At 65.6% G+C, this 22054-nt stretch carries 15 protein-coding genes and 1 pseudogene; 12 read left to right on the top strand and 4 right to left on the bottom strand.

Annotated elements, in window-relative coordinates; translation table 11 throughout:
• Positions 1-24 precede the first annotated feature (24 nt).
• The 7 genes from BCCGELA001_RS14180 (at position 25) to BCCGELA001_RS14150 (ending at position 9465) form a co-directional block, all read left to right on the top strand.
• On the top strand, positions 25-1338 hold the full coding sequence (locus BCCGELA001_RS14180) for an adenylate/guanylate cyclase domain-containing protein (protein ID WP_008553877.1): 1314 nt from the start codon (positions 25-27) through the stop codon (positions 1336-1338).
• A gap of 758 nt (positions 1339-2096) precedes the next feature.
• Positions 2097-2294, top strand: coding sequence for a hypothetical protein (locus tag BCCGELA001_RS14175; protein WP_008553873.1), 198 nt, complete (start codon positions 2097-2099; stop codon positions 2292-2294).
• Positions 2295-2342: 48 nt separating this feature from the next.
• Complete coding sequence (locus BCCGELA001_RS14170; protein ID WP_060735587.1) at positions 2343-2993, top strand: hypothetical protein; 651 nt, start codon at positions 2343-2345, stop codon at positions 2991-2993.
• A 316-nt stretch (positions 2994-3309) separates the two neighbouring features.
• Positions 3310-4305 (top strand): NAD(P)H-dependent flavin oxidoreductase, encoded by a 996-nt coding sequence (locus BCCGELA001_RS14165; protein ID WP_008553869.1) that lies wholly within the window; start codon positions 3310-3312, stop codon positions 4303-4305.
• A 25-nt stretch (positions 4306-4330) separates the two neighbouring features.
• Positions 4331-5302, top strand: coding sequence for a quinone oxidoreductase family protein (locus BCCGELA001_RS14160; protein ID WP_060735586.1), 972 nt, complete (start codon positions 4331-4333; stop codon positions 5300-5302).
• A 250-nt stretch (positions 5303-5552) separates the two neighbouring features.
• On the top strand, positions 5553-6923 hold the full coding sequence (locus BCCGELA001_RS14155) for a cation-efflux pump (protein WP_060735585.1): 1371 nt from the start codon (positions 5553-5555) through the stop codon (positions 6921-6923).
• Positions 6924-7134: 211 nt separating this feature from the next.
• Entirely contained in the window at positions 7135-9465 is a 2331-nt protein-coding gene (locus BCCGELA001_RS14150) for a PAS domain-containing sensor histidine kinase (RefSeq protein ID WP_008553860.1), read from the top strand.
• 180 nt (positions 9466-9645) lie between these two features.
• Here BCCGELA001_RS14150 and BCCGELA001_RS14145 read toward each other — a convergent pair whose 3' ends face one another.
• Positions 9646-10539: a LysR family transcriptional regulator gene (locus BCCGELA001_RS14145; RefSeq protein WP_060735584.1), complete on the bottom strand. Its 894-nt coding sequence runs from the start codon at positions 10537-10539 to the stop codon at positions 9646-9648.
• A gap of 222 nt (positions 10540-10761) precedes the next feature.
• Between BCCGELA001_RS14145 and BCCGELA001_RS14140 the strand changes: the two genes are divergently transcribed.
• The 5 genes and pseudogenes from BCCGELA001_RS14140 (at position 10762) to BCCGELA001_RS14120 (ending at position 16741) form a co-directional block, all read left to right on the top strand.
• Positions 10762-11250 (top strand): formate dehydrogenase subunit gamma, encoded by a 489-nt coding sequence (locus tag BCCGELA001_RS14140; protein ID WP_008553845.1) that lies wholly within the window; start codon positions 10762-10764, stop codon positions 11248-11250.
• On the top strand, positions 11247-12803 hold the full coding sequence (locus BCCGELA001_RS14135; protein WP_060735583.1) for a formate dehydrogenase beta subunit: 1557 nt from the start codon (positions 11247-11249) through the stop codon (positions 12801-12803). The genes BCCGELA001_RS14140 and BCCGELA001_RS14135 overlap by 4 nt, the downstream gene beginning before the upstream one ends.
• A gap of 10 nt (positions 12804-12813) precedes the next feature.
• A pseudogene (gene fdhF / locus BCCGELA001_RS14130) lies at positions 12814-15686 on the top strand (formate dehydrogenase subunit alpha).
• 4 nt (positions 15687-15690) lie between these two features.
• Positions 15691-16518, top strand: coding sequence for a formate dehydrogenase accessory sulfurtransferase FdhD (fdhD, locus tag BCCGELA001_RS14125; protein WP_008553818.1), 828 nt, complete (start codon positions 15691-15693; stop codon positions 16516-16518).
• Positions 16508-16741, top strand: coding sequence for a formate dehydrogenase subunit delta (locus BCCGELA001_RS14120; RefSeq protein WP_008553816.1), 234 nt, complete (start codon positions 16508-16510; stop codon positions 16739-16741). The genes fdhD and BCCGELA001_RS14120 overlap by 11 nt, the downstream gene beginning before the upstream one ends.
• On the opposite strand, the gene BCCGELA001_RS14115 is transcribed toward BCCGELA001_RS14120, so the two are convergent.
• Genes BCCGELA001_RS14115 through BCCGELA001_RS14105 form a run of 3 tightly spaced genes read right to left on the bottom strand, consistent with a single transcriptional unit; the run spans position 16698 to position 21806 of the window.
• Positions 16698-19685 carry a bifunctional [glutamine synthetase] adenylyltransferase/[glutamine synthetase]-adenylyl-L-tyrosine phosphorylase gene (locus BCCGELA001_RS14115; protein ID WP_060735582.1) on the bottom strand — a complete coding sequence of 996 codons (2988 nt, stop codon included), beginning with the start codon at positions 19683-19685 and terminating at the stop codon, positions 16698-16700. The genes BCCGELA001_RS14120 and BCCGELA001_RS14115 overlap by 44 nt on opposite strands.
• Complete coding sequence (locus tag BCCGELA001_RS14110; RefSeq protein ID WP_008553804.1) at positions 19682-21142, bottom strand: sensor histidine kinase; 1461 nt, start codon at positions 21140-21142, stop codon at positions 19682-19684. Before BCCGELA001_RS14110 ends, BCCGELA001_RS14115 begins: the two co-directional genes overlap by 4 nt.
• The gene (locus BCCGELA001_RS14105; protein WP_008553803.1) at positions 21126-21806 is read right to left on the bottom strand and encodes a response regulator transcription factor; all 681 of its coding nucleotides are present in this window, start codon (positions 21804-21806) and stop codon (positions 21126-21128) included. Before BCCGELA001_RS14105 ends, BCCGELA001_RS14110 begins: the two co-directional genes overlap by 17 nt.
• Positions 21807-22054 lie beyond the last annotated feature (248 nt).

The following is a 22054-nucleotide window of genomic DNA, read 5'->3' as shown; positions in this document are numbered from 1 at the left end:
CGACCGAGGCCGGGGAGATCATCCATGCAGCCGGTCACTCGCTATGCGAAGAGCGGCGACGTCCATATCGCTTACCAGGTATTTGGCAACGGGCCGATTAATCTGGTTCTCGCTCCCTATTTCGTGTCGAACATTGAGGTCTACTGGGATCATCCGGCAGTCGCTCGGTGGCTGTTGCGGCTGGGGTCCTTTGCTCGGGTGGCAATGTTTGACAAGCGTGGGACAGGCATGTCCGATTGTGTGCCGGAGCTGCCAGGCCTTGACCAGCGTATGGACGACCTCCGGGCAGTTATGGACGCTGCAGAGATGGAACAGGCGGCGCTCCTTGGAGCATCGGAAGGCGCATCCTTGGCGGCCCTGTTCGCCGCGACTTATCCGGCACGGGCCCGTGCACTGATACTCTACGGCGGCTTTGCTCAATTTTCGTCTTGGCTACCGACAGAGAAGGATCTGATAGAGTTCCTCGGTTATATTGATCAGTGTTGGGGTTCTGGCGCCAGCATAGCCGTCTTTTTTCCCTCGCTTGCTAACGATCCCACCGCTCAACAATGGATGGGCCGATTCGAGCGCCTTGGGGCGAGCCCGGCTGCGGCGACCGAACTCATGCGTATGAATAGTCAAATCGATATTAGTGGTATCCTGCCAACGATCCGGGTGCCCACGCTTGTCGTTCACCGCACCGGAGACAGAGCAATCAACGTGGAGGGCGGACGTTATCTGGCGGAGCACATCCCCGCGGCTCGTTACGTCGAGCTTCCTGGCATCGACCACCCTCCGTTTTTCGGCGACAACGCCGATCTAATCGCGGACACAATCGAGGAATTTTTAACCGGCGTGCGCACGCCGGTCATGGTTGATCGGGTGCTTGCTACGGTTCTCTTTACAGACATCGTTGGCTCGACCGAGAAGGCGGCTGCACTCGGCGACCGCCGTTGGCACGATCTGTTTGACGCTCATCACGCAACGATCAGGCGCAACCTCGATCGTTTCCGCGGTCATGAAGTCAAGACTACTGGCGACGGCATTCTGGCCACCTTCGATGGACCGGCACGCGGGGTACGCTGCGCTTGCGCAATTGCCGACGAGGTTCAATCGCTAGGCATAGAAATCCGCGCGGGACTGCATACGGGCGAATGCGAAGTGAGCGACGACGATGTCGGCGGTATCGCCGTCCACATCGGCGCACGTGTTGCAGCTCTTGCAGGCGCGAGTGAGGTCCTGGTATCGAGTACCGTCAAAGAACTGGTGGCTGGATCAGCGTTACGGTTCGGCGACCGCGGCGCCCGATCGCTGAAGGGTGTTCCCGGCGAGTGGCGCATATTTGCAGTCGAGCGATGATTGTGAACAATGCTTGCGAGCCGAGTCCTTGGCCACTCAGATGATTGCGCAAACCGCGTCCTCGAAGAGAACGCGGGATCACCACGTCCGCTTCGGGGTCACAAGCGGTAATGCTCTAACCGATCAGACCATTTCCGCTCGGCCATCAGTAGCCGACATCGTCATTTATGAGTGCACGCCCTGGTGCTCTCCATCATTTCCGAGGGGGGGCGCCGAGTCGTGCCCTCCGGAATGGAGGCTCGTCGGCTCTTTGCTCCGCAGCGCAGCAAAATTGATCCAGCGCAAATCGCGCCGTCGCGGCCAAGACTATCCTTCCCGCAAGACATCAATTTCTGATGCCAGGGAGGACGCCATGTCGAATGCCGGCAATGCACTCTTGTGGACGGTCCTGTACTTCGCTCTCTCGTTCGTTGCGATTTTCGTGGTCTGGTTCGCAGACAAGCTGCGCTCGAACTTCCTCGGAAAGCGATAGACCGATCCGGTAAGAGCAGGCTGTGTTGTATTCCGGATGAGCGAAGTGACATCCGGGACCCATGCTTCCGTAGGGAACCCGTATCGCTGTGCTCAGGCGGGCTACAAAGCTGCATGCGCTCGCGCGGCCGAAACATCGGGATACATCACATCTCCGCGTGTCAGACATATGCCGCCAACATGTCCCGCGCGTGCCGCAACTTGGACGCATTCGGCCGCCCTTCTGTGAGGCGTGTCTGGGGGCACGGCATGGTCGTGTTTTGACCAAACCTTCTAGGGGTATCACTGTGAAGAAGATTGTAATTGCTCTGGGTGCCACGCTTGCTCTCGTGACGGCTGCGAACGCTGCAGATATTCCGCGCCGCCAGCCCGTGCCGGCCTATCCGGCCGAGCAGGCGCCGATCGGCAAGATGCCGATTGGCAAGAGCCCGGTTGGAAAGGCTCCCATCGGCAAGGCGCCCGGCCCGGTCGCAGCGCGCTACTGACGCGCAGCACGAAGCAGCGTAAGCGGCCGAGACCAGAGGGGGCACAGCGTGACGTACAAGCCTGATCGATCGGGATCCTGCATCCTCGCGGGCTTCGCGCTCGCGGCCATGATCGCGTGCACGATGCCCTCGGCCTCGGCTCACGAGGCGAACAAGCGCGTTGCCGACGCGAACGCGCTTGCCACTGCTGACACCGCATCACGGCCGGCGCCGCAAGCAACGCGGCGCCCGCTGGCGCGTGCGGAGAAAGGTCCCTACTACGTCGACTTCCGCGCGCGGACGGCCGCGAGCTGGGGCCACGCCTTCGTCTGGTACGGCAAGACCAGCGAGAAGGCGGTCGAGGTCGCGGGTCTCACGCCAGCGGGCGACACGCTGGCTTACGTGCTCGGCCACATCACCTTCGTGCCCGCCGAGACCGGCGCGAGCTACGGCGATCTCGATCCGGAATATCTGACCGCGAGCTATCGGGTCTATCTGAACGAGGCCGACGCCAAGCGCGTGTTCGCCTACATCAAGAAACTGCAGGCGAACACGCCGGTGTGGAACGCCGAGACGATCAACTGCACCGGCTTCATCGGCGACATCGCCGAGTTCATGGGCCTAGAGGTCCCCAACCGGTGGCAGCGCCCGGAAAACTTCGTCAACCGCCTCAAGGAAATGAACGGCGGCCGCCAGATGGTGCGGCTGTCGGCGGAGTAGCTCTTCGCTCCACATTCGGTGTCATTGCCCGCGAAAGCGGGCAATCCAGTATTCCAGAGACTGCGAGGCTGGAGCCGAGACGCCGCGGCGTACTGGATGCCCCGGTCAAGCCGGGGCATGACGACGAGGGCGAGGAAAGAACTTCCTTATGAGGTGATAGCGCACGCGGATTATCCGCCCCGCGGAATCATGTTGCCTCCCGCATGAGGCCCTGTCTTCACAGCACACCCCCGCAATAGACATTTCCCCACCCGGGCGGCATCCTGCCGCCATCAACCGACAACACAGCGCCGTACAAGCGCGGGGGAAACAGATCATGCTGCAGACACGGTTCACCAAGCTCGTCGGCGTCGAGCACCCGATCGTCCAGGGCGGCATGCAATGGGTCGGACGCGCCGAGCTGGTCGCAGCGGTCGCCAACGCCGGGGCGCTCGGCTTCATCACGGCCCTCACCCAGCCGACGCCGGAGGATCTCTCCAAGGAGATCGCGCGCTGCCGCGACCTCACCGACAAGCCGTTCGGCGTCAACCTCACCATCCTGCCCGCGATCAAGCCGCCGCCTTATGCCGAATACCGCGCCGCCATCATCGAAAGCGGCATCAAGGTGGTCGAGACCGCCGGCAACAAGCCGCAGGAACATGTCGACGAGTTCAGGAAGCACGGCGTCAAGGTCGTGCACAAATGCACCAGCGTGCGCCACGCGCTCTCGGCCGAACGGATGGGCGTCGACGCCATCTCGATCGACGGCTTCGAATGCGCAGGCCATCCCGGCGAGGACGACACGCCCGGCCTGATCCTGATCCCGGCCGCCGCCAACAAGATCAAGATCCCGATGATCGCCTCCGGCGGGTTCGCCGATGCGCGCGGCCTCGTTGCCGCGCTGGCACTGGGCGCGGACGGCATCAACATGGGCACGCGCTTCATGGCCACGAAGGAGAGCCCGATTCACCAGCTCATCAAGGAGAAGATCGTCGCCAATGACGAGCGCGAGACCGAGCTGATCTTCCGCACCATGCGCAACACCTCGCGCGTTGCCAGGAACGCGATCTCGACCAAGGTCGTCGCCATGGAGAAGGAGGGCGCCAAGTTCGAGGACATCCGCGAGCTCGTCGCCGGTGCCCGCGGCAAGATGGTCTACGCCACCGGCAATTCCGACGAGGGGATCTGGTCGGCCGGCCAGGTGCAGGGCCTGATCCAGGACATCCCGAGCTGTGCCGAGCTGGTCTCCCGCATCGTGCGCGAGGCGGAGGCGATCATTCGCAGCCGGCTGGAGGGCATGATCGTTCAGCCGCAGCGCGAAGCCGCGGAATAGTCACTGCAAGAAGCGAGAGCAATTCATGAAGGCTTACGTCTACGGCCCTGACGGCGCTCGTATTTCCGACGTTCCTCAACCAAAACCTGAGGGCACGCAGGTGCTGGTCCGCGTGCGCGCCTGTGGCCTGAACCGCGCCGACACCGGCATGCGCAAAGGCCACGCACATGGCGCAGCCGGCGGCATCGGCGCCGTGCTCGGCATGGAATGGGCCGGGGAGGTCGCCGCGCTCGGGCCTGATGCAAAGGGTGTGAAGGTCGGCGACCGCATCATGGGCTCGGGCGGCGCCGCCTTCGCCGAGTACACGCTGGCTGATCACGGCCGGCTGTTCCACGCGCCCTCGAACATGAATTTCGAGGAGGCCGCCACCCTGCCCGTCGCGCTCGCGACCATGCACAATGCTGTCGTCACCGTCGGCGGCGTGCAGCCGGGACAAAGCGTGCTGATCCAGGGCGCCAGTTCCGGCGTCGGCCTGATGGCGATGCAGATCGCGAGGCTCAAGGGCGCAAAGCTCGTGATCGGCTCGTCGACCGACGCCACTCGCCGCGGCCGGCTGAAAGAATACGGCGCCGATCTCGCCGTCGACAGCTCCGATCCGAAATGGGTCGACGACGTCCTGAAGGCAACGAACGGCGAAGGCGTGGATCTCATCGTCGACCAGGTCTCAGGCAAGGTCGCGAGCCAGAACCTCGCCGCGACCAAGGTGAAGGGCCGCATCGTCAATGTCGGCCGGCTCGGCGGCACCCATGCCGACTTCAACTTCGACCTGCACGCCGCGCGCCGCATCGACTATGTCGGCGTCACCTTCCGTACCCGCACCATCGAGGAGGTCCGCGAGATCTTCGAGGAGGTCCGCAAGGACGTCTGGGGCGCGGTGGAATCGCGCAAATTGCAACTGCCGATCGACAAGGTTTATCCGTTCGACCAGATCGACCAGGCGTTCGAGCACATGGAGGCGAACAAACATCTGGGGAAGATCGTGGTGACGGTGCCGTAGGCGGCGCTCCGCGTCCAGATACCCCCGATCTTGTAGGGTGGGCAAAGCGAAGCGTGCCCACCATAGGCGGCGGATCAGGAGACACCTGCTGGTGGACACGGCGCTACGCGCCTTTGCCCACCCTACGAGACGTGCCAGCGGCAGCATTCAATTCAGAAGCATTCGCAATAGCTTCGCTCCTGCAACTCACTTGCGACTACAGCTGTGGATCGTCGCTTGATGTTCAGCCACGCCCTGCTAAATCCCCGCCATGACCTCCCAGCACAACAAGACCTCGGTCGCCGCGATCTCGATCTTCGCCAGCGGCGGCATGGCGGCGGCCAAGTTCGTGGTCGGGATCGCGATCGGCTCGCTGGCGCTGATCTCCGAGGCCCTGCATTCCGCGATCGACCTGGTTGCGACCATCATCACCTGGGCGGTGGTGCGCGTGTCCGACAAGCCGGCCGACGAGGAGCACCATTACGGCCACGGCAAGCTCGAGAGCGTTTCCGCGCTGGGGGTCACCGCCCTGCTCTACGTGCTCGCCGGCGGCATCCTGGTCGAGGCCTATAGCCGGCTCAGCGAGGGAAGCCCGCCGCCGACGATATCGGCCGTGCCCTTCGTGGTGCTGGTGATCGACATCGCGGTGAACCTTTGGCGCGCCCGCGCGCTGCATCGCGCCGCGCGCGCGACGCGGAGCCAGGCGCTGGCGGCCGATGCGCTGCATTTCGCTTCCGACGTCATGGGCTCCTGCGCCGTGATCGTCGGCCTGATCCTCGCCGGGCTCGGCTTCTGGTGGGGCGACGCGGCCGCCGCCGCCGCCGTCGCCGTGATGATCGCGGCGCTCGGCCTGCGCATGGCCGGCTCGACCGTGCAGACCCTGGTCGACCGCGCGCCGGAGGGCGCCCATGAGAAGGCCACGGCCGCGATCCGCTGTGTGCCCGGGGTGATCGACGTCGAGCGGCTGCGCGTGCGCATGGTCGGGGCGACCACGTTCATCGACACCATTGCGAAGGTGCCGCGGACCTATCCGATCGACCGCGTCGAGGAGATCAAGCATGCGGCCGAGCTTGCCGTCAGCAAGACATTTGGCGACGCCGACCTCACCTTCACGGCCGTTCCCGTTGCGCGCAACAACGAGACCGTGCGCGACCGCATCATGGTGATCGCGCGCAATTCCGGCCTCGCCATCCACCACGTCACGGTGCACGATCTCGGTGCCAAGCTGATCGTCAGCATCGACCTCGAGGTCGACGGCGAGATGCGGCTCGATTCGGCCCACGACGTCGCCAACACGCTGGAGCGCAACATCAAGGAGGAGTTCGAGGACGTCGAGGTCGACGTCCATATCGAGCCGCTGGAACCGGAACTGCCGTTCGGCATCGACGCTCCGGCGGAACGCGTGCAGATCATCGCCGCTGCGCTCGCCGAATTTGCCGGCGAGGGCGAGATCCACGACATCCATAATGTGCGCGTCCGCAACACCGACGCCGGCGAGATCGTCAATTTCCATTGCCGCGCCGCGCCGTCGATGAGCGTGATCAAGGTGCACGAGCAAGTCGACGCGATCGAACGCGCGTTGCGCCGCGCGTTCCCGAGCGTGAAGCGCGTCATCAGCCACGCCGAGCCGCCGCGTGCGTGACCGGGCGCGTCCTGGAGTCACGTTCTCGTTTCGGACTCCTCACGCCCGTGAGTTTGCGGACGCGCGCAGCACAAACTGCGCATTGGATAAGAATAATTTCGCGTTAACGATTCGTTGACTCTCGACAGCCCGCGAAAACTGGATTCAAATCGATGTGATTCGAAAGCGACGTGGGGCTGCTTTCGAAACTCGTTTTCAGGGGGCCGAAGGCATGTCGCGTGCAGACGCCGCGAACGCGTGCGTCCAATCCGATTCGATCAAAGGATTGGCGCAATCGATCGCGAAACCTGCCTATCACCGGCTACTGATCGCGGAGCCGGCGCTGCGCCGCGCGGTGCCGACGCTCATCATCGCGTTCCTGATCACGATCTGCCTCGGCGCGTTCGTGCAGGTCGTCGACCAGACGCGTCAGAAGCGCATGGTGATCCGGCACGACATCTCGGCGCTCGCCGACCTGCTCGCCGAACGGATCGACCGCCTCACCTCCGTGCGACAGGAGCGGCTCAAGACCATCGAGAGCCTGCCGACGCTGCTGCCCGATCTCATCCCGTCCTGGGGCACCGCCTCGGGCCGCCACGTCATCGTCACCTCGGCCGGCATCGACCGCCGGATCCTCGCCCGCGTCCCGATCGACAACGACCCCATCGGCAACGACCGCCTGCTCGATGCGATCACGACGGCGCAACTGGTCGCGGCGCCGCCGCGCGACGCCAACGTCTCCGACATGACACTGCCGAACGGCAACGCCGCAATGGCGACCTCGCGCCAGATCAAGTCGCTGCCCGGTTTCATCACCGTGATCCAGGAGCGCAACGAGCCGATCTGGGGCTCGGACGCCGCGCTCTCGGTGACCTTGTCGGCGACGACAGGCTTCGTCGTCCTGATCCTGGGCTTCGCCTTCCACTGGCAGTCGACCCGCGCCCGCGAAGGCGACCTCATCAAGGACGCCGTGCGCGGCCGCATCGACACCGCGCTCAACCGCGGCCGCTGCGGCCTGTGGGACTGGGACCTGTCCCGCGGCCGGATCTTCTGGTCGCAGTCGATGTTCTCGATGCTCGGCCTCGACGGCCGCAACGAGCTCCTCACCTTCGGCGAGGTCAACGCGCTGGTGAAGTCCGACGACATCGACCTGTTCGAGATCGCCGACCAGCTCATCTCCGAGAAGATCGACCACATCGACCAGACCTTCCGCATGCAGCATGTCGACGGCCACTGGATCTGGCTGCGCGTCCGCTGCGAGAAGACGCGCGGTGCCACTGATTCCAGCGTGCACCTGATCGGCATCGCGGTCGACATCACAGAGCAGAAGAGCCTCGCCGAGAAGACGGTGGAAGCCGATCTTCGCCTGCGCGACGCGATCGAGACCATTCCGGAAGCCTTCGTGCTGTGGGACGCGAGCGACCGCCTCGTCCTCTGCAACTCGCACTTCCAGCGCCTGCACAAGCTGCCGGACACCGCCGTGATCCCCGGCACCTCCTACGAGACCGTGCTCGAGGTCGGCCGCATGCCCGAGGTGCGCACGCGCCACAACGAGACCGCGGCCCAAGGCCCCGGCGCGCGCACCTTCGAGGCACAGCTCGACGACGGCAGCTGGCTGCACATCAGCGAGCGGCGCACCAAGGACGGCGGCTACGTCTCGGTCGGCACCGACATCACGCGCATCAAGGAGCACGAGCAGAAGCTGGTCGACAACGATCTGCGCCTGCGCGCCACCGTGATCGACCTCAAGCGCTCGCAGGCCGCGCTGGAGCGCCAGGCGGTCGAGCTCGCCGACCTCGCCGAAAAGTACCAGCGCGAGAAGACCCGCGCCGAGGAAGCCAACCAGACCAAGTCGAAATTCCTCGCCAATATGAGCCACGAGCTGCGCACGCCGCTCAACGCCATCATCGGCTTCTCCGAGATCATGGGCTCGGGCATGTTCGGCGAGCTCGGCAGCGAGAAGTACCAGGAATACTGCCAGGACATCCTGACCAGCGGCCATTACCTGCTTGAGGTCATCAACGACATCCTCGACATGTCCAAGATCGAGGCCGGCCGCATGAAGCTTGACCTGGAAGAGCTGGATCTGTCCCGGACGCTGGCGGAATCCTTGCGGGTCGTTACCGGACGGGCGCAGGACAAGCATTTGACGCTGGATGCCGACATCGCCAAATCCATCGCCGTCGTCGCCGACCGCCGCGCCACCAAGCAGATCATCGTCAACCTGCTCTCCAACGCGGTGAAGTTCACGCCCGACGGCGGCCGCGTCGTGGTGCGCAGCCGGCAGCTCGAGGACAAGATCGTGCTGATGATCGCCGACACCGGCATCGGCATCGCGCCACATTCGCTGGCGCGGCTCGGCCGCCCGTTCGAGCAGGTCGAGAGCCAGCTCACCAAGACCTATCACGGCTCGGGCCTCGGCCTCGCCATCGCCCGCTCGCTGGCACAGCTCCACGGCGGCTCAATGCGGCTGCGCTCCAAGCTCGAAGTCGGCACGGTGGTGCGCGTGACGCTGCCGCGCGACGCGGTAAAGGCGGCGGCCGGGATACCGGCGGCGGCGTAGGACGAAGCTCACCTGCGGCCATCCTTCGAGACGCCCGCTGCGCGGGCTCCTCAGGATGAGGACCGAGTAAGCAGCAACTGCTTCAGCGAACACGGATATGACGGAGCCTCATCCTGAGGAGCGCTCCAACGGAGCGCGTCTCGAAGGACGAGGCGCTTGCTCAGGCCTTGCCGCTCTAGCCTACAGCTGCAGCGTCGGCGCCACTTCGCGCGCGACATTGACCAGCGCCGCGATCAGCGGCGTCATGGGATCGCGCTGCGGGATCACGAGGCCGATGCTGTAATTGACCTCGGGATCGACGATCGGGATCGAGCGCACCGTATCGGACAGGCCGAGCGTTTCGGCGAGCTTGGCCGGCATCACGCTCGCCCAGCGCCCGGTCTTGACGTGCGTGAACAGCACTAGCAGCGAGTTCGAGGTCAGCGTCGGTGTCGCCTCCGCGCCGACCGAGCGCAGCGCGCGATCGATGATGCGGCGGTTCTGCATGTCGGGCGTGAGCAGGCACAGCGGCACCTGCCCGACCTCGGTCCAGGTCACCGTCTCCCGATCGCCGAACATTCCGTCTGGGGCAGTCAGCAGGCGGTAGCTCTCGTTGTAGAGCGGGATGGTGCGCACCTTGCCGATCGGCTCGTTCTCGATATAGGTCAGCCCCGCATCGACCTCGAGATTTTCGAGCAGCCCGAGCACCTCTGATGAGGTTGTCGAGCGGATGCTGAAACGCACATCGGGATGCCGGGCGCGAAACGGCGTCGTCAGCGCGGCGACCATGCCGAGCACGGTCGGGATCGCCGCGATGCGGATCTCGCCGGAGAGCTGATGCTTCAGCCCGTTGATCTCGTCGCGCATCGCGCGGGCATCGCCCACGATCCGCCGCGCCCAGTCGAGCGCACGCTCGCCTTCCGGCGTAAAACCCTGGAAGCGGGAGCCGCGCTGGACCAGCATCACGCCGAGGATCTCCTCGAGCTGCTTGAGCCCGGTCGACATCGTCGGCTGCGTCACGCCGCAGGCCTCCGCCGCGCGTCCGAAATGCCGCTCCTTCGCCAGCGCCAGCAATAATTCAAGCTTGTCGATCAACCGGTGGTCCCCTCGCGCTCCATCGTGGCGTGCACGCTAGCACGCCCGCCTCCGGCCAACACCTGAAAACACCGGGCCAAAGCCTCATTATTGCATTCTCAAATCGTCTCATCGGACTTGCAGATCAATATGAATTCGCAATCGCAGCACGGGACAGCTTTATTGATCTTCGAATGATTCCAAATAGTTTGAGGCAAGGAACGCTCAAGTTGAGAACGAAGAATGACAGCCACCTACGAGTCTCGTTACGAGCGTTGGGACGAAGCGCGCGGTGCCGAAATCATCGCCGAACACGCGCAGCAGGAAGGCGCAACGCTCGTCATCCTGCATGCGCTTCAGGAGGCGTTCGGCTACGTGCCAGAGGCCGCCATTCCCATGGTGGCGCAGGCGCTCAATCTGTCCCGCGCCGAAGTGCACGGCGTCTTCACGTTCTATCATGACTTCAGGCACAAGCCGGCCGGCCGCCACGTGCTGAAGCTCTGCCGCGCGGAAGCCTGTCAGGCTGCGGGCGGTGACGCGCTGGCGGCGCGCGCCGAGGCCAAGCTCGGCGTCACGCTCGGCAACACCACGGCCGACGATCGCGTCACGCTGGAGCCGATTTACTGCCTCGGCCTGTGCGCGACCGCGCCGTCCGCGATGCTCGACGGCCGCCTGATTGGCCGGCTCGATCAGAAGCGCCTCGATGCGCTGGTTGCGGAGGCGCAGCGATGAGCATGCGTGTATTCGTTCCACGCGATGCAGGTGCGGTGGCCGTCGGCGCCGACGAGGTCGCGCTGGCGCTGGAGCAGGCTGCTGCCAAGCGCGGCGTATCCGTTGAGATCGTCAGGACCGGCTCGCGCGGCCTATACTGGCTGGAGCCGCTGGTCGAGGTCGCAACGCCGCAGGGCCGGATCGCCTTCGGGCCCGTCACCGAGGCGGACGTGCCCTCGCTGCTCGATGCGCTCGCCAGCAACACGCCGCATCTGTTGCGGCTGGGCGCCACCGACGAGATCCCCTGGCTGAAGCGCCAGACACGCCTCACCTTCGCCCGCTGCGGCGTGATCGATCCGCGCTCGCTCGACGACTACCGCGCCCATGGCGGCTACAAGGGCCTGGAGCGCGCCCTGTCGCTCGGCTCGGATGCGATCCTCAGCGAAGTCGCGGCATCGGGCCTGCGCGGCCGCGGCGGCGCGGGCTTCCCGACCGGCATCAAGTGGAAGACGGTCACGCAAGCCAAGGCCGACCGCAAGTTCATCGTCTGCAACGCCGACGAGGGCGACAGCGGCACCTTCGCCGATCGCATGATCATGGAGGGCGATCCCTTCCTGGTGATCGAGGGCATGACGATCGCCGGCCTCACCGTCGGCGCGACCAAAGGCTACATCTACATCCGCAGCGAATATCCGCACGCGGTCGGGGCGATGAACGCCGCGATCGCAGCGGCCAGGCGTGGCGGTTATCTCGGCGCGAATATCGGTGGCTCGAAGCAGGTCTTCGATCTCGAGGTCCGCGTCGGAGCCGGCGCCTATGTCTGCGGCGAGGAGACCTCGCTGCTGGAGAGCCTCGAAGGCCGCCGCGGCATCGTGCGCGCCAAGCCGCCGCTGCCCGCCCATCACGGCCTGTTCGGCAAGCCGACCGTCATCAACAACGTGCTGTCGTTCGCGGCCGTTCCCTTCATTCTCGCCGAAGGCGCCAAGGCCTATGCCGATTTCGGCATGGGCCGCTCCCGCGGCACGATGCCGATCCAGCTCGCCGGCAACATCCGCTACGGCGGCCTGTTCGAGACCGCGTTCGGCGTGACGTTGGGCGAACTCGTCGACGACATCGGCGGCGGCACGTTCACCGGCCGCCCGGTCCGCGCCGTGCAGGTCGGCGGGCCGCTCGGCGCCTATTTCCCCCGCGCCCTGTTCGACACGCCGTTCGACTACGAGGCCTTCGCGGCGCGCGATGGCCTGATCGGCCATGGCGGCATCGTCGTGTTCGACGACAGCGTCGACATGCGCAAGCAGGCACGCTTCGCGATGGAGTTCTGCGCCGTCGAATCCTGCGGCAAGTGCACGCCGTGCCGGATCGGCTCGACCCGCGGCGTCGAGACCATCGAGAAGATCATCAACGGCGAGCGCGTCCATGAAAACCTCGCGCTCGTCGAAGACCTCTGCAACACCATGAAATTCGGCTCGCTCTGTGCGCTCGGCGGCTTCACGCCCTACCCCGTGCTGAGCGCATTGAAGCACTTCCGGGAGGATTTCCTCCCGGCGCCGACCACGCTTCAGGCCGCGGAATAGGAGAACGACAATGTCTCTGATCGAAGAAATCGACTTCGGCACGCCGGCCTCCAAATCGGAAACGATGGTGACGCTGATCATCGACGGCAACACGGTCACGGTGCCCGAGGGCACCTCGATCATGCGGGCCGCAATGGACGCGGGCCACCAGATTCCCAAACTCTGCGCCACTGACATGGTCGACGCATTCGGCTCCTGCCGTCTCTGCCTCGTCGAGATCGAGGGTCGCGCCGGCACGCCGGCGTCCTGCACTACGCCTGTGATGAACGGCCTCGTCGTCCACACCCAGACCGAGCGGCTCAAGAAGCTGCGCAAGGGTGTGATGGAGCTCTACATCTCCGACCATCCGCTCGACTGCCTCACCTGCGGCGCCAACGGCGATTGCGAATTGCAGGACATGGCCGGCGCGGTGGGCCTGCGCGACGTGCGCTACGGCTATGAAGGCGAGAACCACGTCTTCGCCAAATCCCACGGCTGCGACAACGACCACTGGATGCCGAAGGACGAGTCCAACCCGTACTTCACCTACGATCCCTCCAGGTGCATCGTCTGCTCGCGCTGCGTCCGCGCCTGCGAGGAGGTGCAAGGCACCTTCGCGCTCACGATCTCGGGCCGCGGCTTCGACAGCCGCGTTTCGCCCGGCATGAGCGAGAGTTTTCTGGGCTCCGAATGCGTCTCCTGCGGCGCCTGCGTGCAGGCCTGCCCGACCGCGACGCTGACGGAGAAGTCGGTGATCGAGATCGGCCAGCCCGAGCACTCCGTCGTCACCACCTGCGCCTATTGCGGCGTCGGCTGCGCCTTCAAGGCCGAAATGCGCGGCGAGGAAGTGGTGCGCATGGTGCCCTACAAGGACGGCAAGGCCAATCGCGGCCATTCCTGCGTCAAGGGCCGTTTCGCCTGGGGTTACACCAACCACAAGGAACGCATTCTCAAGCCGATGATCCGAGAGCGGATCGAGGATCCCTGGAAGGAAGTGTCCTGGGACGAAGCGTTCTCGTTTGCCGCCGCCAGGATGCGCGGCATCCAGAAGAAGTACGGCCGCGACGCCATCGGCGGCATCACCTCGTCCCGCTGCACCAACGAGGAGACCTATCTGGTGCAGAAGCTGATCCGCGCCGGCTTCGGCAACAACAATGTCGACACCTGCGCCCGCGTCTGCCACTCCCCGACCGGCTATGGCCTCGCCACCACCTTCGGCACCTCCGCCGGCACGCAGGATTTCGACTCGGTGGAGGACACCGATGTCGTGGTCGTCATCGGCGCCAATCCCGCTTCGGCCCACCCGGTGTTCGCCTCTCGCCTGAAGAAGCGGCTGCGCCAGGGCGCCAAGCTGATCGTGATCGATCCGCGCCGCACCGAGATGGTGGAATCGCCGCACGTGAAGGCGCTACACCTGCCCCTGATGCCCGGCACCAACGTCGCGGTCATGACCGCGATCGCGCATGTCATCGTCACCGAAGGTCTCGTCAACGAAGCCTTCGTCCGCGAGCGTTGCGACTGGAGCGAGTTCGAGGAATGGGCGGCCTTCGTCGCTCAGCCCAAGAACAGCCCGGAAGCCACCGCCATCCTCACCGGCGTCAATCCGAACGATCTGCGCGAAGCGGCCCGCATCTATGCCACCGGCGGCAACGGCGCAATCTATTACGGCCTCGGCGTCACCGAGCACAGCCAGGGCTCGACCACAGTAATCGCGATCGCCAATCTCGCGATGGCCACGGGCAATATCGGCCGGCCCGGCGTCGGTGTGAATCCGCTGCGCGGCCAGAATAACGTGCAGGGCTCCTGCGACATGGCTCGTTCCCGCACGAGCTGCCGGGCTACCGCCACATCTCCGGCGATGCCGTGCGCGACCAGTTCGAGGCGCTGTGGAACGTCAAGCTCAACCCCGAGCCGGGCCTGCGCATCCCCAACATGTTCGACGGTGCGGTCGAAGGCACCTTCATGGGGATCTACGTGCAGGGCGAGGACATCCTGCAGTCCGATCCCAACACCAGCCACGTCGTGGCGGCGTTGTCGGCGATGGAATGCGTCATCGTTCATGATCTCTTCCTGAACGAGACCGCGAACTATGCTCACGTCTTCCTGCCCGGCTCGAGCTTCCTTGAGAAGGACGGTACCTTCACCAATGCCGAGCGCCGCATCCAGCGCGTGCGCAAGGTGATGACGCCGAAGAACGGCATGGCCGACTGGGAGGTCACCATCGGCCTTGCCAGGGCCATGGGCTTCGAGATGAACTACAGCCACCCCTCTGAGATCATGGACGAGATCGCGGCGCTGACGCCGACCTTCGCCGGCGTCTCCTATGCGAAGCTCGACGAACTCGGCTCGGTGCAGTGGCCCTGCAACGACAAAGCGCCCGAGGGCACGCCGGTGATGCATATCGACGGCTTCGTTCGTGGCAAGGGCAAGTTCGTCGTCACCGAATATGTCGCGACGGACGAACGCACGGGCCCGCGCTATCCCCTGCTGCTCACCACGGGCCGCATCCTCAGCCAGTACAATGTCGGCGCGCAGACAAGGCGCACCGACAACGTGGTCTGGCATGCCGAGGACCGGCTGGAGATCCATCCGCACGATGCCGAGCAGCGCGGCGTGCGCGATGGCGATTGGGTCCGCCTGAAGAGCCGCGCCGGCGAGACCACGCTGCGCGCCGAGATCACCGACCGCGTCGCGCCCGGCGTCGTCTACACCACCTTCCACCATCCGGACACGCAGGCCAACGTCATCACGACCGACTATTCGGACTGGGCCACCAACTGCCCGGAATACAAGGTGACGGCGGTGCAGGTCTCGCCCTCGAACGGTCCGTCGGACTGGCAGAAGGCCTATGACGCACAGGCGCGGCAGTCCCGCCGCATCGTGCCGGCCGAAGCCGCGGAGTAACCGCATGCACGTGCCCGTGCAGGCCATCGACCGCGAGATCTGGCGTGACGGCGCCGCGTCGGAAGGCGCGCGGCTGATCCCGGAGGAGACGCCGCTGGCGCTGACCTACAATGGCGGCACTTACGCCGTCATGATGGGGACGCCGCAGAACCTGGAAGATTTTGCCGTCGGCTTCAGCGTGAGCGAGGGCATCGTCAAGTCAGTGGACGACATCCGCTCGCTCGACGTAGTCCGGCTCGACGACTGCATCGAGCTGCGCATGTGGCTCGCATCGGACGATGCCGCGCGCATCAGCGAGCGTCGCCGCCACGTCGCAGGCCCGACCGGTTGCGGCATCTGCGGCATCGAGTCCATTGCCGAGGCGGTGCGGCCCGCGGCGGTCGTGCCGCAGGGACAGACCTTCACGCCAAACGAGATCATGGCGGCGATGCAGGCTATCGCGCCGCTGCAATCGATCAATTTGCAGACCCGTGCCGTTCACGCCGCCGCCTTCTGGTCTACTACCGGCAACATCGTCGCGCTGCGCGAGGATGTCGGCCGCCACAACGCGCTCGACAAGCTCGCCGGGGCGCTGGCGCGCAGCCGCACCGATGCATGCGGCGGCATGGTGCTGCTGACGAGCCGCGTCTCGGTGGAGATGGTGCAGAAGACGGCCGCGATCGGCGCCCCCGTGATGGTCGCCGTCTCCGCGCCGACCGCGCTCGCGGTGCGGACGGCGGAAGCCGCCGGCATCACGTTGATCGCCATTGCCCGCCAGGACGGGTTCGAGGTGTTTTCGCATGGTGACCGTATCGTCGCCCGCCATGCCACGGAGGTTGCCGATGTCGCCTGACCGCCTGATCTACATGGCCAACCAGATCGGCAGATTCTTCCAGAGCCAGGGCCATGACAAGGCCGTGCCGGGAATTGCCGAGCACATCAAGAAATTCTGGGACCCACGGATGAAGCGCGCGATCTTCGCCCATCTCGACGCGGGCGGCGCCGGCCTCGCGCCTGACGTGCGCGAGGCCCTCACCGCGCTGAAGCAGACGACGTCCCTTCCAGCAGCGCCGTGAAGACGCGACGCACCTCGCTCTGCGTCTCCTTCACCCGCGCCTCCAGCGAGGAGAAATCCGGCGCATCGCCGGCACGCGCCATCACGCGCTGGAGATCGGTGCCTGCTGTTTCCGGCTTGAAGCGGTCGCTGACGCAGAGCCGCAGGATCTGCGTCAGGTCGTGATAGAGGCGCGCGGCGGCGCGCAATATCTCGGTCTCGGATTGCGGGAGCACGCCAAGCCTGCATGCGTTCTCCAGCACCTGCATGGTGCTGACGTCGAGGATCTCCGGCTTGTCGTGAGCGTGCACGAGCTGGAGATATTGCGCGATGAAGTCGATATCGACCATGCCGCCGGCGGCATGCTTGATGTCCCAGCAATCGGCCTCGCCCTTCTCCTGGGCGATGGCACGCCGCATGTCGGCGACGTCGTTGGCGGTGATGGCGGGATCGCGGCGGCGGGTCAGGACGTCGCGGATGACGCGCTCGATCCGCTCGCGAAATTCGGGCGAGGCCGACACCACGCGGGCGCGCGTCAACGCCATGTGCTCCCAGGTCCAAGCCTCGTTGGCCTGGTAGTCCGCGAACGAGACGAGGCTCGAAGCCACGGGACCGGCACGGCCCGACGGGCGCAGCCGCATGTCGATCTCGTAGAGCACGCCGTAATTGGTGCGCGTCGTGAAGGCGCTGATCAGGCGTTGGGTGAAGCGGGCGAAATAGTGGGCGCCTTGCAGCGATTTCGGCCCGTCGGAGTCCGGATCGTCGCTGTCGAAATCGTAGAGCAGGATCAGGTCGAGATCGGACGAGGCCGTCATCTCGCGGCTGCCGAGCCGGCCCATTGCGATGATCGCGGTCTCCTGCCCCTTGATGCGGCCATGCTGGGCGGCGAAGCGGTCGGCGACGAGGCCATGCACGGTGTGGACGATGCCTTCTGCGACATCGGCAAAGGCCGTGCTCGCCTGTTGCGCCGAGACGGTGCCGGACAGGATGCGGGTGCCGATCAGAAACAGACTCTCCTGCCCGAACAGGCGCAGGCGATCCAGGAACTCTTCGTATGAGCCGGCATCCTGCACGGTCGCAGCTAACCGTCCCGACAATTCCTGCCTGTCCGGCATCGCGCCGAAGAAGCGCGGATCGATCAGGCCGTCCATCAGCTGCGGCTTGCGCGCCAGCATCTCGCCGAGCCGCGGCGCCGCACCCAGCACCAGCGCCACCAGCGCGACGAGATCGCGGTTCTGGCCGAGCAGCGTGATCAGCCGGCCGCCGCGCTGGAGCGCGCCGAGGAAATGATCGAACGCAACCACGGCGCGATCGGGTTCCTCGGCATGGGCGAGACCGTCGATCAGGGCCGGCACGAACTCGACGAAGGCGCTTCGCGTCGCCTCATTGCGGAACACGCGATAATCGCCGGTGATCCAATCGCGCACGGTCTGCGCCACCGCGGCAGGCTTCTTGAAGCCGAGCGCGGCAATGTGCTGGAGCAGGCGCGGATCGTCTGGACCCGCGCCGTAATCGAGCGCCGGCAATTTGGCCGTGCCGGTCGGATCGTCGCCCTCGAACAGCTTTTCGTAGTGGCCCTGCACGATCCCGAGTTGGCGCAACAGGTCGCGCGCAAAAGCCTCGCGATCCGGATAACCGAAGAACCAGGCGAAACGCTCGACCGCCTCCTTGTCCTCGGGCAGCGTATGGGTCTGCTCGTCGGCGATCATCTGAAGACGATGCTCGACACGGCGCAGGAATTCGTAGGCCGTGGCCAGTTCGTCCCGCGCGGCAGAGGTGATCCAGTTGCTGGAGGCGAGCACGTCGAGGGCTTCGAGCGTCGGCCGCACCCGCAATTCCGGATGGCGGCCGCCGGCGATCAATTGCTGAGTCTGCGCGAAGAACTCGATCTCGCGGATGCCGCCGCGGCCGACCTTGACGTTGTGGCCTTCGACGGCGACCTCGCTCTGGCCGCGATAGGTCTGCATCTGCCGCTTCATGTCGTGCACGTCGGCGAGTGCGGCGAAGTCGAGATGCTTGCGCCAGACGAACGGCGCGATCTCGGCCAGCAATGCCTCGCCCGCTTTGGGATCCCCGGCGCAGGCGCGCGCCTTGATCATGGCAGCGCGCTCCCAGGTACGTCCTTCCCGCTCGTAATAATTCAGCGCGGCGTCGCGGGAGATCGCCACCTGTGTCGAGGACGGATCTGGCCGCAGGCGCAGATCGACGCGGAAGACGTAACCGTCATAGGTGCGCTGCTGGAGGATGCGCGCCATTCCTTGCGTCACGCGCACGAAGAACGGCTGCGGTTCGATATCGGGCGCGAGTGTCGTCGCCTCGGGGTCGAAGAACACGATGAGATCGATGTCGCTGGAATAGTTCAGCTCGCCTGCGCCCATCTTGCCCATCGCGAGCACGATCAGCCCACAGCCGATCTCGGGCGCTTCAGGATCGGGCGGTAAGAGCTTGCCGCGTGCGGCTTCCTGCCGCAGCAGGTACTGGAGCGCCGCCTGGACCGAGAACACCGCGACGTCCGTCAGTGCCGCCGTCACCCGCATCACCGGCCAGACGCCGCCGATGTCGCACAGCGCGGTCAGGAGCGCAGCCTCCGCCTTCATGCGGCGAAGCAGTCGCATCACCTCGGCTTCGTCAGGCGCCGCGAGCACGGCGCCCCTCGCCTCCGCCATCAAGCCTGCCGGATGCGCATCCGGATCGCATTCGAGCAACCGGATCAGGCGCATGGGATCGGCGCGCACCAGCTCGAACAGATAGGGCGAGAATTCCGCAATGCCGGTCAGAATATCCCGCGCGAAGGGACGAACCAGCAGCGATTCGAGACGGGCCGACTGCGCCGGCTCGAGTTCGGCCAGCCAATTCGAAAAACGAGTCTCGTCGGTTGTGGAAGCGGCAACACAGGGAGCTTCCGCGAAGCGTGCGGCGAGGCTCTCACCATGCTTGTCCGCGTTTCCCGGCGCGGAGTGGTTCATGCCACCTTCTGTGGCACATCCGGTATTGGCGGAGCAACCCTGTCGCCGGCGCCCGCGCGCGCCGGCAGGACGAGCGTGGCGACGAGGCCGGGATGCGCATCGCCCAGGCGCAATTCGCCGCCGTGCAATGTTGCAACCGCCGAGGCGAGGCTGAGGCCGAGGCCGGAGCCCGGCAGCGTGCGGCTGGCTTCCAGCCGCACGAATCGCTCGACCACATGCTTGCGGTCCGCTTCCGGGATGCCCGGGCCACGATCGGTAACGCTCAGCAGCACTCGGTCGCCATCGCGCTTCGCCTCGATCGTGATCTGCCTCGCGTCCATGCTGACTACGGTTCCCGCGGCCTGCGCCGCAGGCTTGCCATATTTGATCGCGTTCTCGACGAGATTGGCGAGCGCCTGGCTGATCAACTCGCGATTGGCGTGAACCGGCGTCGGCTCGCACCTGACCTTCAGCGTCATGCCGTCGTCTTCGGCGAGCGGCTCGTAGAGCTCGTGGATGCCGTTCGCGACCTCGGCGGCGTCGAAGTCGTCCATGTTGCCGCGCGCCTGTCCGGACTCGGCGCGCGCGATCATCAGGAGCGCGTTGAAGGTGCGGATCAGCCCGTCGGATTCCTCGATGGTTCGCTCCAGCGCGGCACGGTAGTCAGCCTCGCAGCCGGATTTGGCGAGCGCCTCCTCGGCGCGGTTGCGCAGGCGCGTCAACGGTGTCTTGAGGTCGTGCGCGATGTTGTCGGAGACTTCCTTCAGCCCCGCCATCAGCGCCTCGATTCGCTCCAGCATGGCGTTGAGATTCTCGGCGAGACGGTCGAGCTCGTCGCCGCTGCGCCCCACGGGCAGGCGCTCGCTGAGATCACCGGACATGATCCGCTGCGTGGTGCCGGTCATCGCGTCGATGCGCCTCAAGACACGGCGTGCGACGAAGATGCCGCCGCCGAGGCCGAGCACCACGACGATCAGGACCGACCATTGCGCGGCCTTTGCCACGATGCCGAACAGCCGCCGCCGCTCGTCGAGATCGCGGCCGATCAGAAGACGGAAGCCGTTCTCCAGCTCGGTGACGCGCACCAGCGCGCGATGATCGCGCTCGTCGGCATCCTCGATGCGCCGATAGGCCGTCTCGGACCAGCCGCGCGTCGCCATCACGCCGGGCGCGAGCGAGCCGACATTGCCGGCGATCGCCTGTCCGGTCGGCGTGGTCACGAGGTAGAGGTTGGCGCCCGGCCGCAGCGCCCGGTATTCGATCGCGAGCACGAGGCCGCGCAAGCCCCTGCGGCCGTAGATCTCGCTGATCTCCGAGGTCTCGGCATTGACCGTCTGCGTGATTTCCTCGGTGATCAGGCGCCGCGTGTTCCAGGCGAAATAGGCCAACAGCGAGGCCGCGAACATCGCGAACAGCAGCAGATAGACCAGCGTCAGCCGGAACGCCGTGGTGCGGACGAGTTTACCGAATGCCGTCACGGATCATGTACCCCGCGCCGCGGATCGTGTGCAGCAGCGGGCGCTCGAAACCCTTGTCGATCTTGGAGCGTAGCCGCGAAATGTGCACGTCGATCACGTTGGTCTGCGGATCGAAATGATAATCCCAGACGTTCTCGAGCAGCATGGTGCGCGTCACCACTTGGCCGGCATGCTTCATGAGGTATTCGAGCAGGCGGAATTCGCGCGGCTGCAGCGTCAGCTCGTCCTTGCCGCGGGCCACGCGGTGGGAGAGACGGTCGAGCTCGAGATCGCCGACGCGGTAGAGCGTGTCCTCGGCGGGTCCGCCGCGGCGGCGCGACAGCACCTCGACGCGGGCGAGCAGCTCGGCGAAGGAATAGGGTTTCGGCAGGTAATCGTCACCGCCGGCGCGCAGGCCCTTGATGCGGTCGTCGACCTGACCGAGCGCGGAGAGAATCAGCACCGGCGTGCTGTTGTCCTTGTCACGCAGCGCGCCGATCAACGACAGGCCGTCGCGCTTGGGCAGCATGCGGTCGACCACCAGCACGTCGTATTCGCCGCTCTCGGCCATGGCGAGGCCTTCCTCGCCGTCGGCGGCGTGGTCGGCAATGTGCCCGACCTCACGAAACGCCTTCACGAGATAGTCGGCGGATTCGCGGTCGTCTTCGATAATGAGGAGGCGCATCGTGCGTTCGGCGGCAGTCAAGGGCGTGAACCTTCTCTAAACATGGCGCGGACGGCAATCGCATGCAAGCCGAGCGGGACCATCTCGGAGCGGGGAAAAGGCGGGCGGTGAGGCTGGGGGGACCTCACCGCCCTAGGCCTTCCGACGGAGGGGGGCGTAATTCCACCGGAAGGTAGACAGGGGAAGCGAGCGTTGCGCTGCTCCCCCGAAGGGCGCCACCGGCGGGGGCGACTGATGCCGGCGACACC

Source organism: Bradyrhizobium sp. CCGE-LA001, assembly GCF_000296215.2.
Taxonomy (GTDB): Bacteria; Pseudomonadota; Alphaproteobacteria; order Rhizobiales; family Xanthobacteraceae; genus Bradyrhizobium.
The sequence above is the reverse complement of the archived record's forward strand: the minus strand, read 5'-3'. Positions and strand labels throughout refer to the sequence as shown.

Bases quoted from the DNA above. Each gene is read 5' to 3' on its own strand.
- BCCGELA001_RS14180 (WP_008553877.1), top strand. From the start codon at position 25: ATGCAGCCGGTCACTCGCTATGCGAAGAGCGGCGACGTCCATATCGCT.
- BCCGELA001_RS14165 (WP_008553869.1), top strand. From the start codon at position 3,310: ATGCTGCAGACACGGTTCACCAAGCTCGTCGGCGTCGAGCACCCGATC.
- BCCGELA001_RS14160 (WP_060735586.1), top strand. From the start codon at position 4,331: ATGAAGGCTTACGTCTACGGCCCTGACGGCGCTCGTATTTCCGACGTT.
- BCCGELA001_RS14155 (WP_060735585.1), top strand. From the start codon at position 5,553: ATGACCTCCCAGCACAACAAGACCTCGGTCGCCGCGATCTCGATCTTC.
- BCCGELA001_RS14150 (WP_008553860.1), top strand. From the start codon at position 7,135: ATGTCGCGTGCAGACGCCGCGAACGCGTGCGTCCAATCCGATTCGATC.
- BCCGELA001_RS14140 (WP_008553845.1), top strand. From the start codon at position 10,762: ATGACAGCCACCTACGAGTCTCGTTACGAGCGTTGGGACGAAGCGCGC.
- BCCGELA001_RS14135 (WP_060735583.1), top strand. From the start codon at position 11,247: ATGAGCATGCGTGTATTCGTTCCACGCGATGCAGGTGCGGTGGCCGTC.
- fdhD (WP_008553818.1), top strand. From the start codon at position 15,691: ATGCACGTGCCCGTGCAGGCCATCGACCGCGAGATCTGGCGTGACGGC.
- BCCGELA001_RS14120 (WP_008553816.1), top strand. From the start codon at position 16,508: ATGTCGCCTGACCGCCTGATCTACATGGCCAACCAGATCGGCAGATTC.
- BCCGELA001_RS14115 (WP_060735582.1), bottom strand. From the start codon at position 19,685: ATGAACCACTCCGCGCCGGGAAACGCGGACAAGCATGGTGAGAGCCTC.
- BCCGELA001_RS14105 (WP_008553803.1), bottom strand. From the start codon at position 21,806: ATGCGCCTCCTCATTATCGAAGACGACCGCGAATCCGCCGACTATCTC.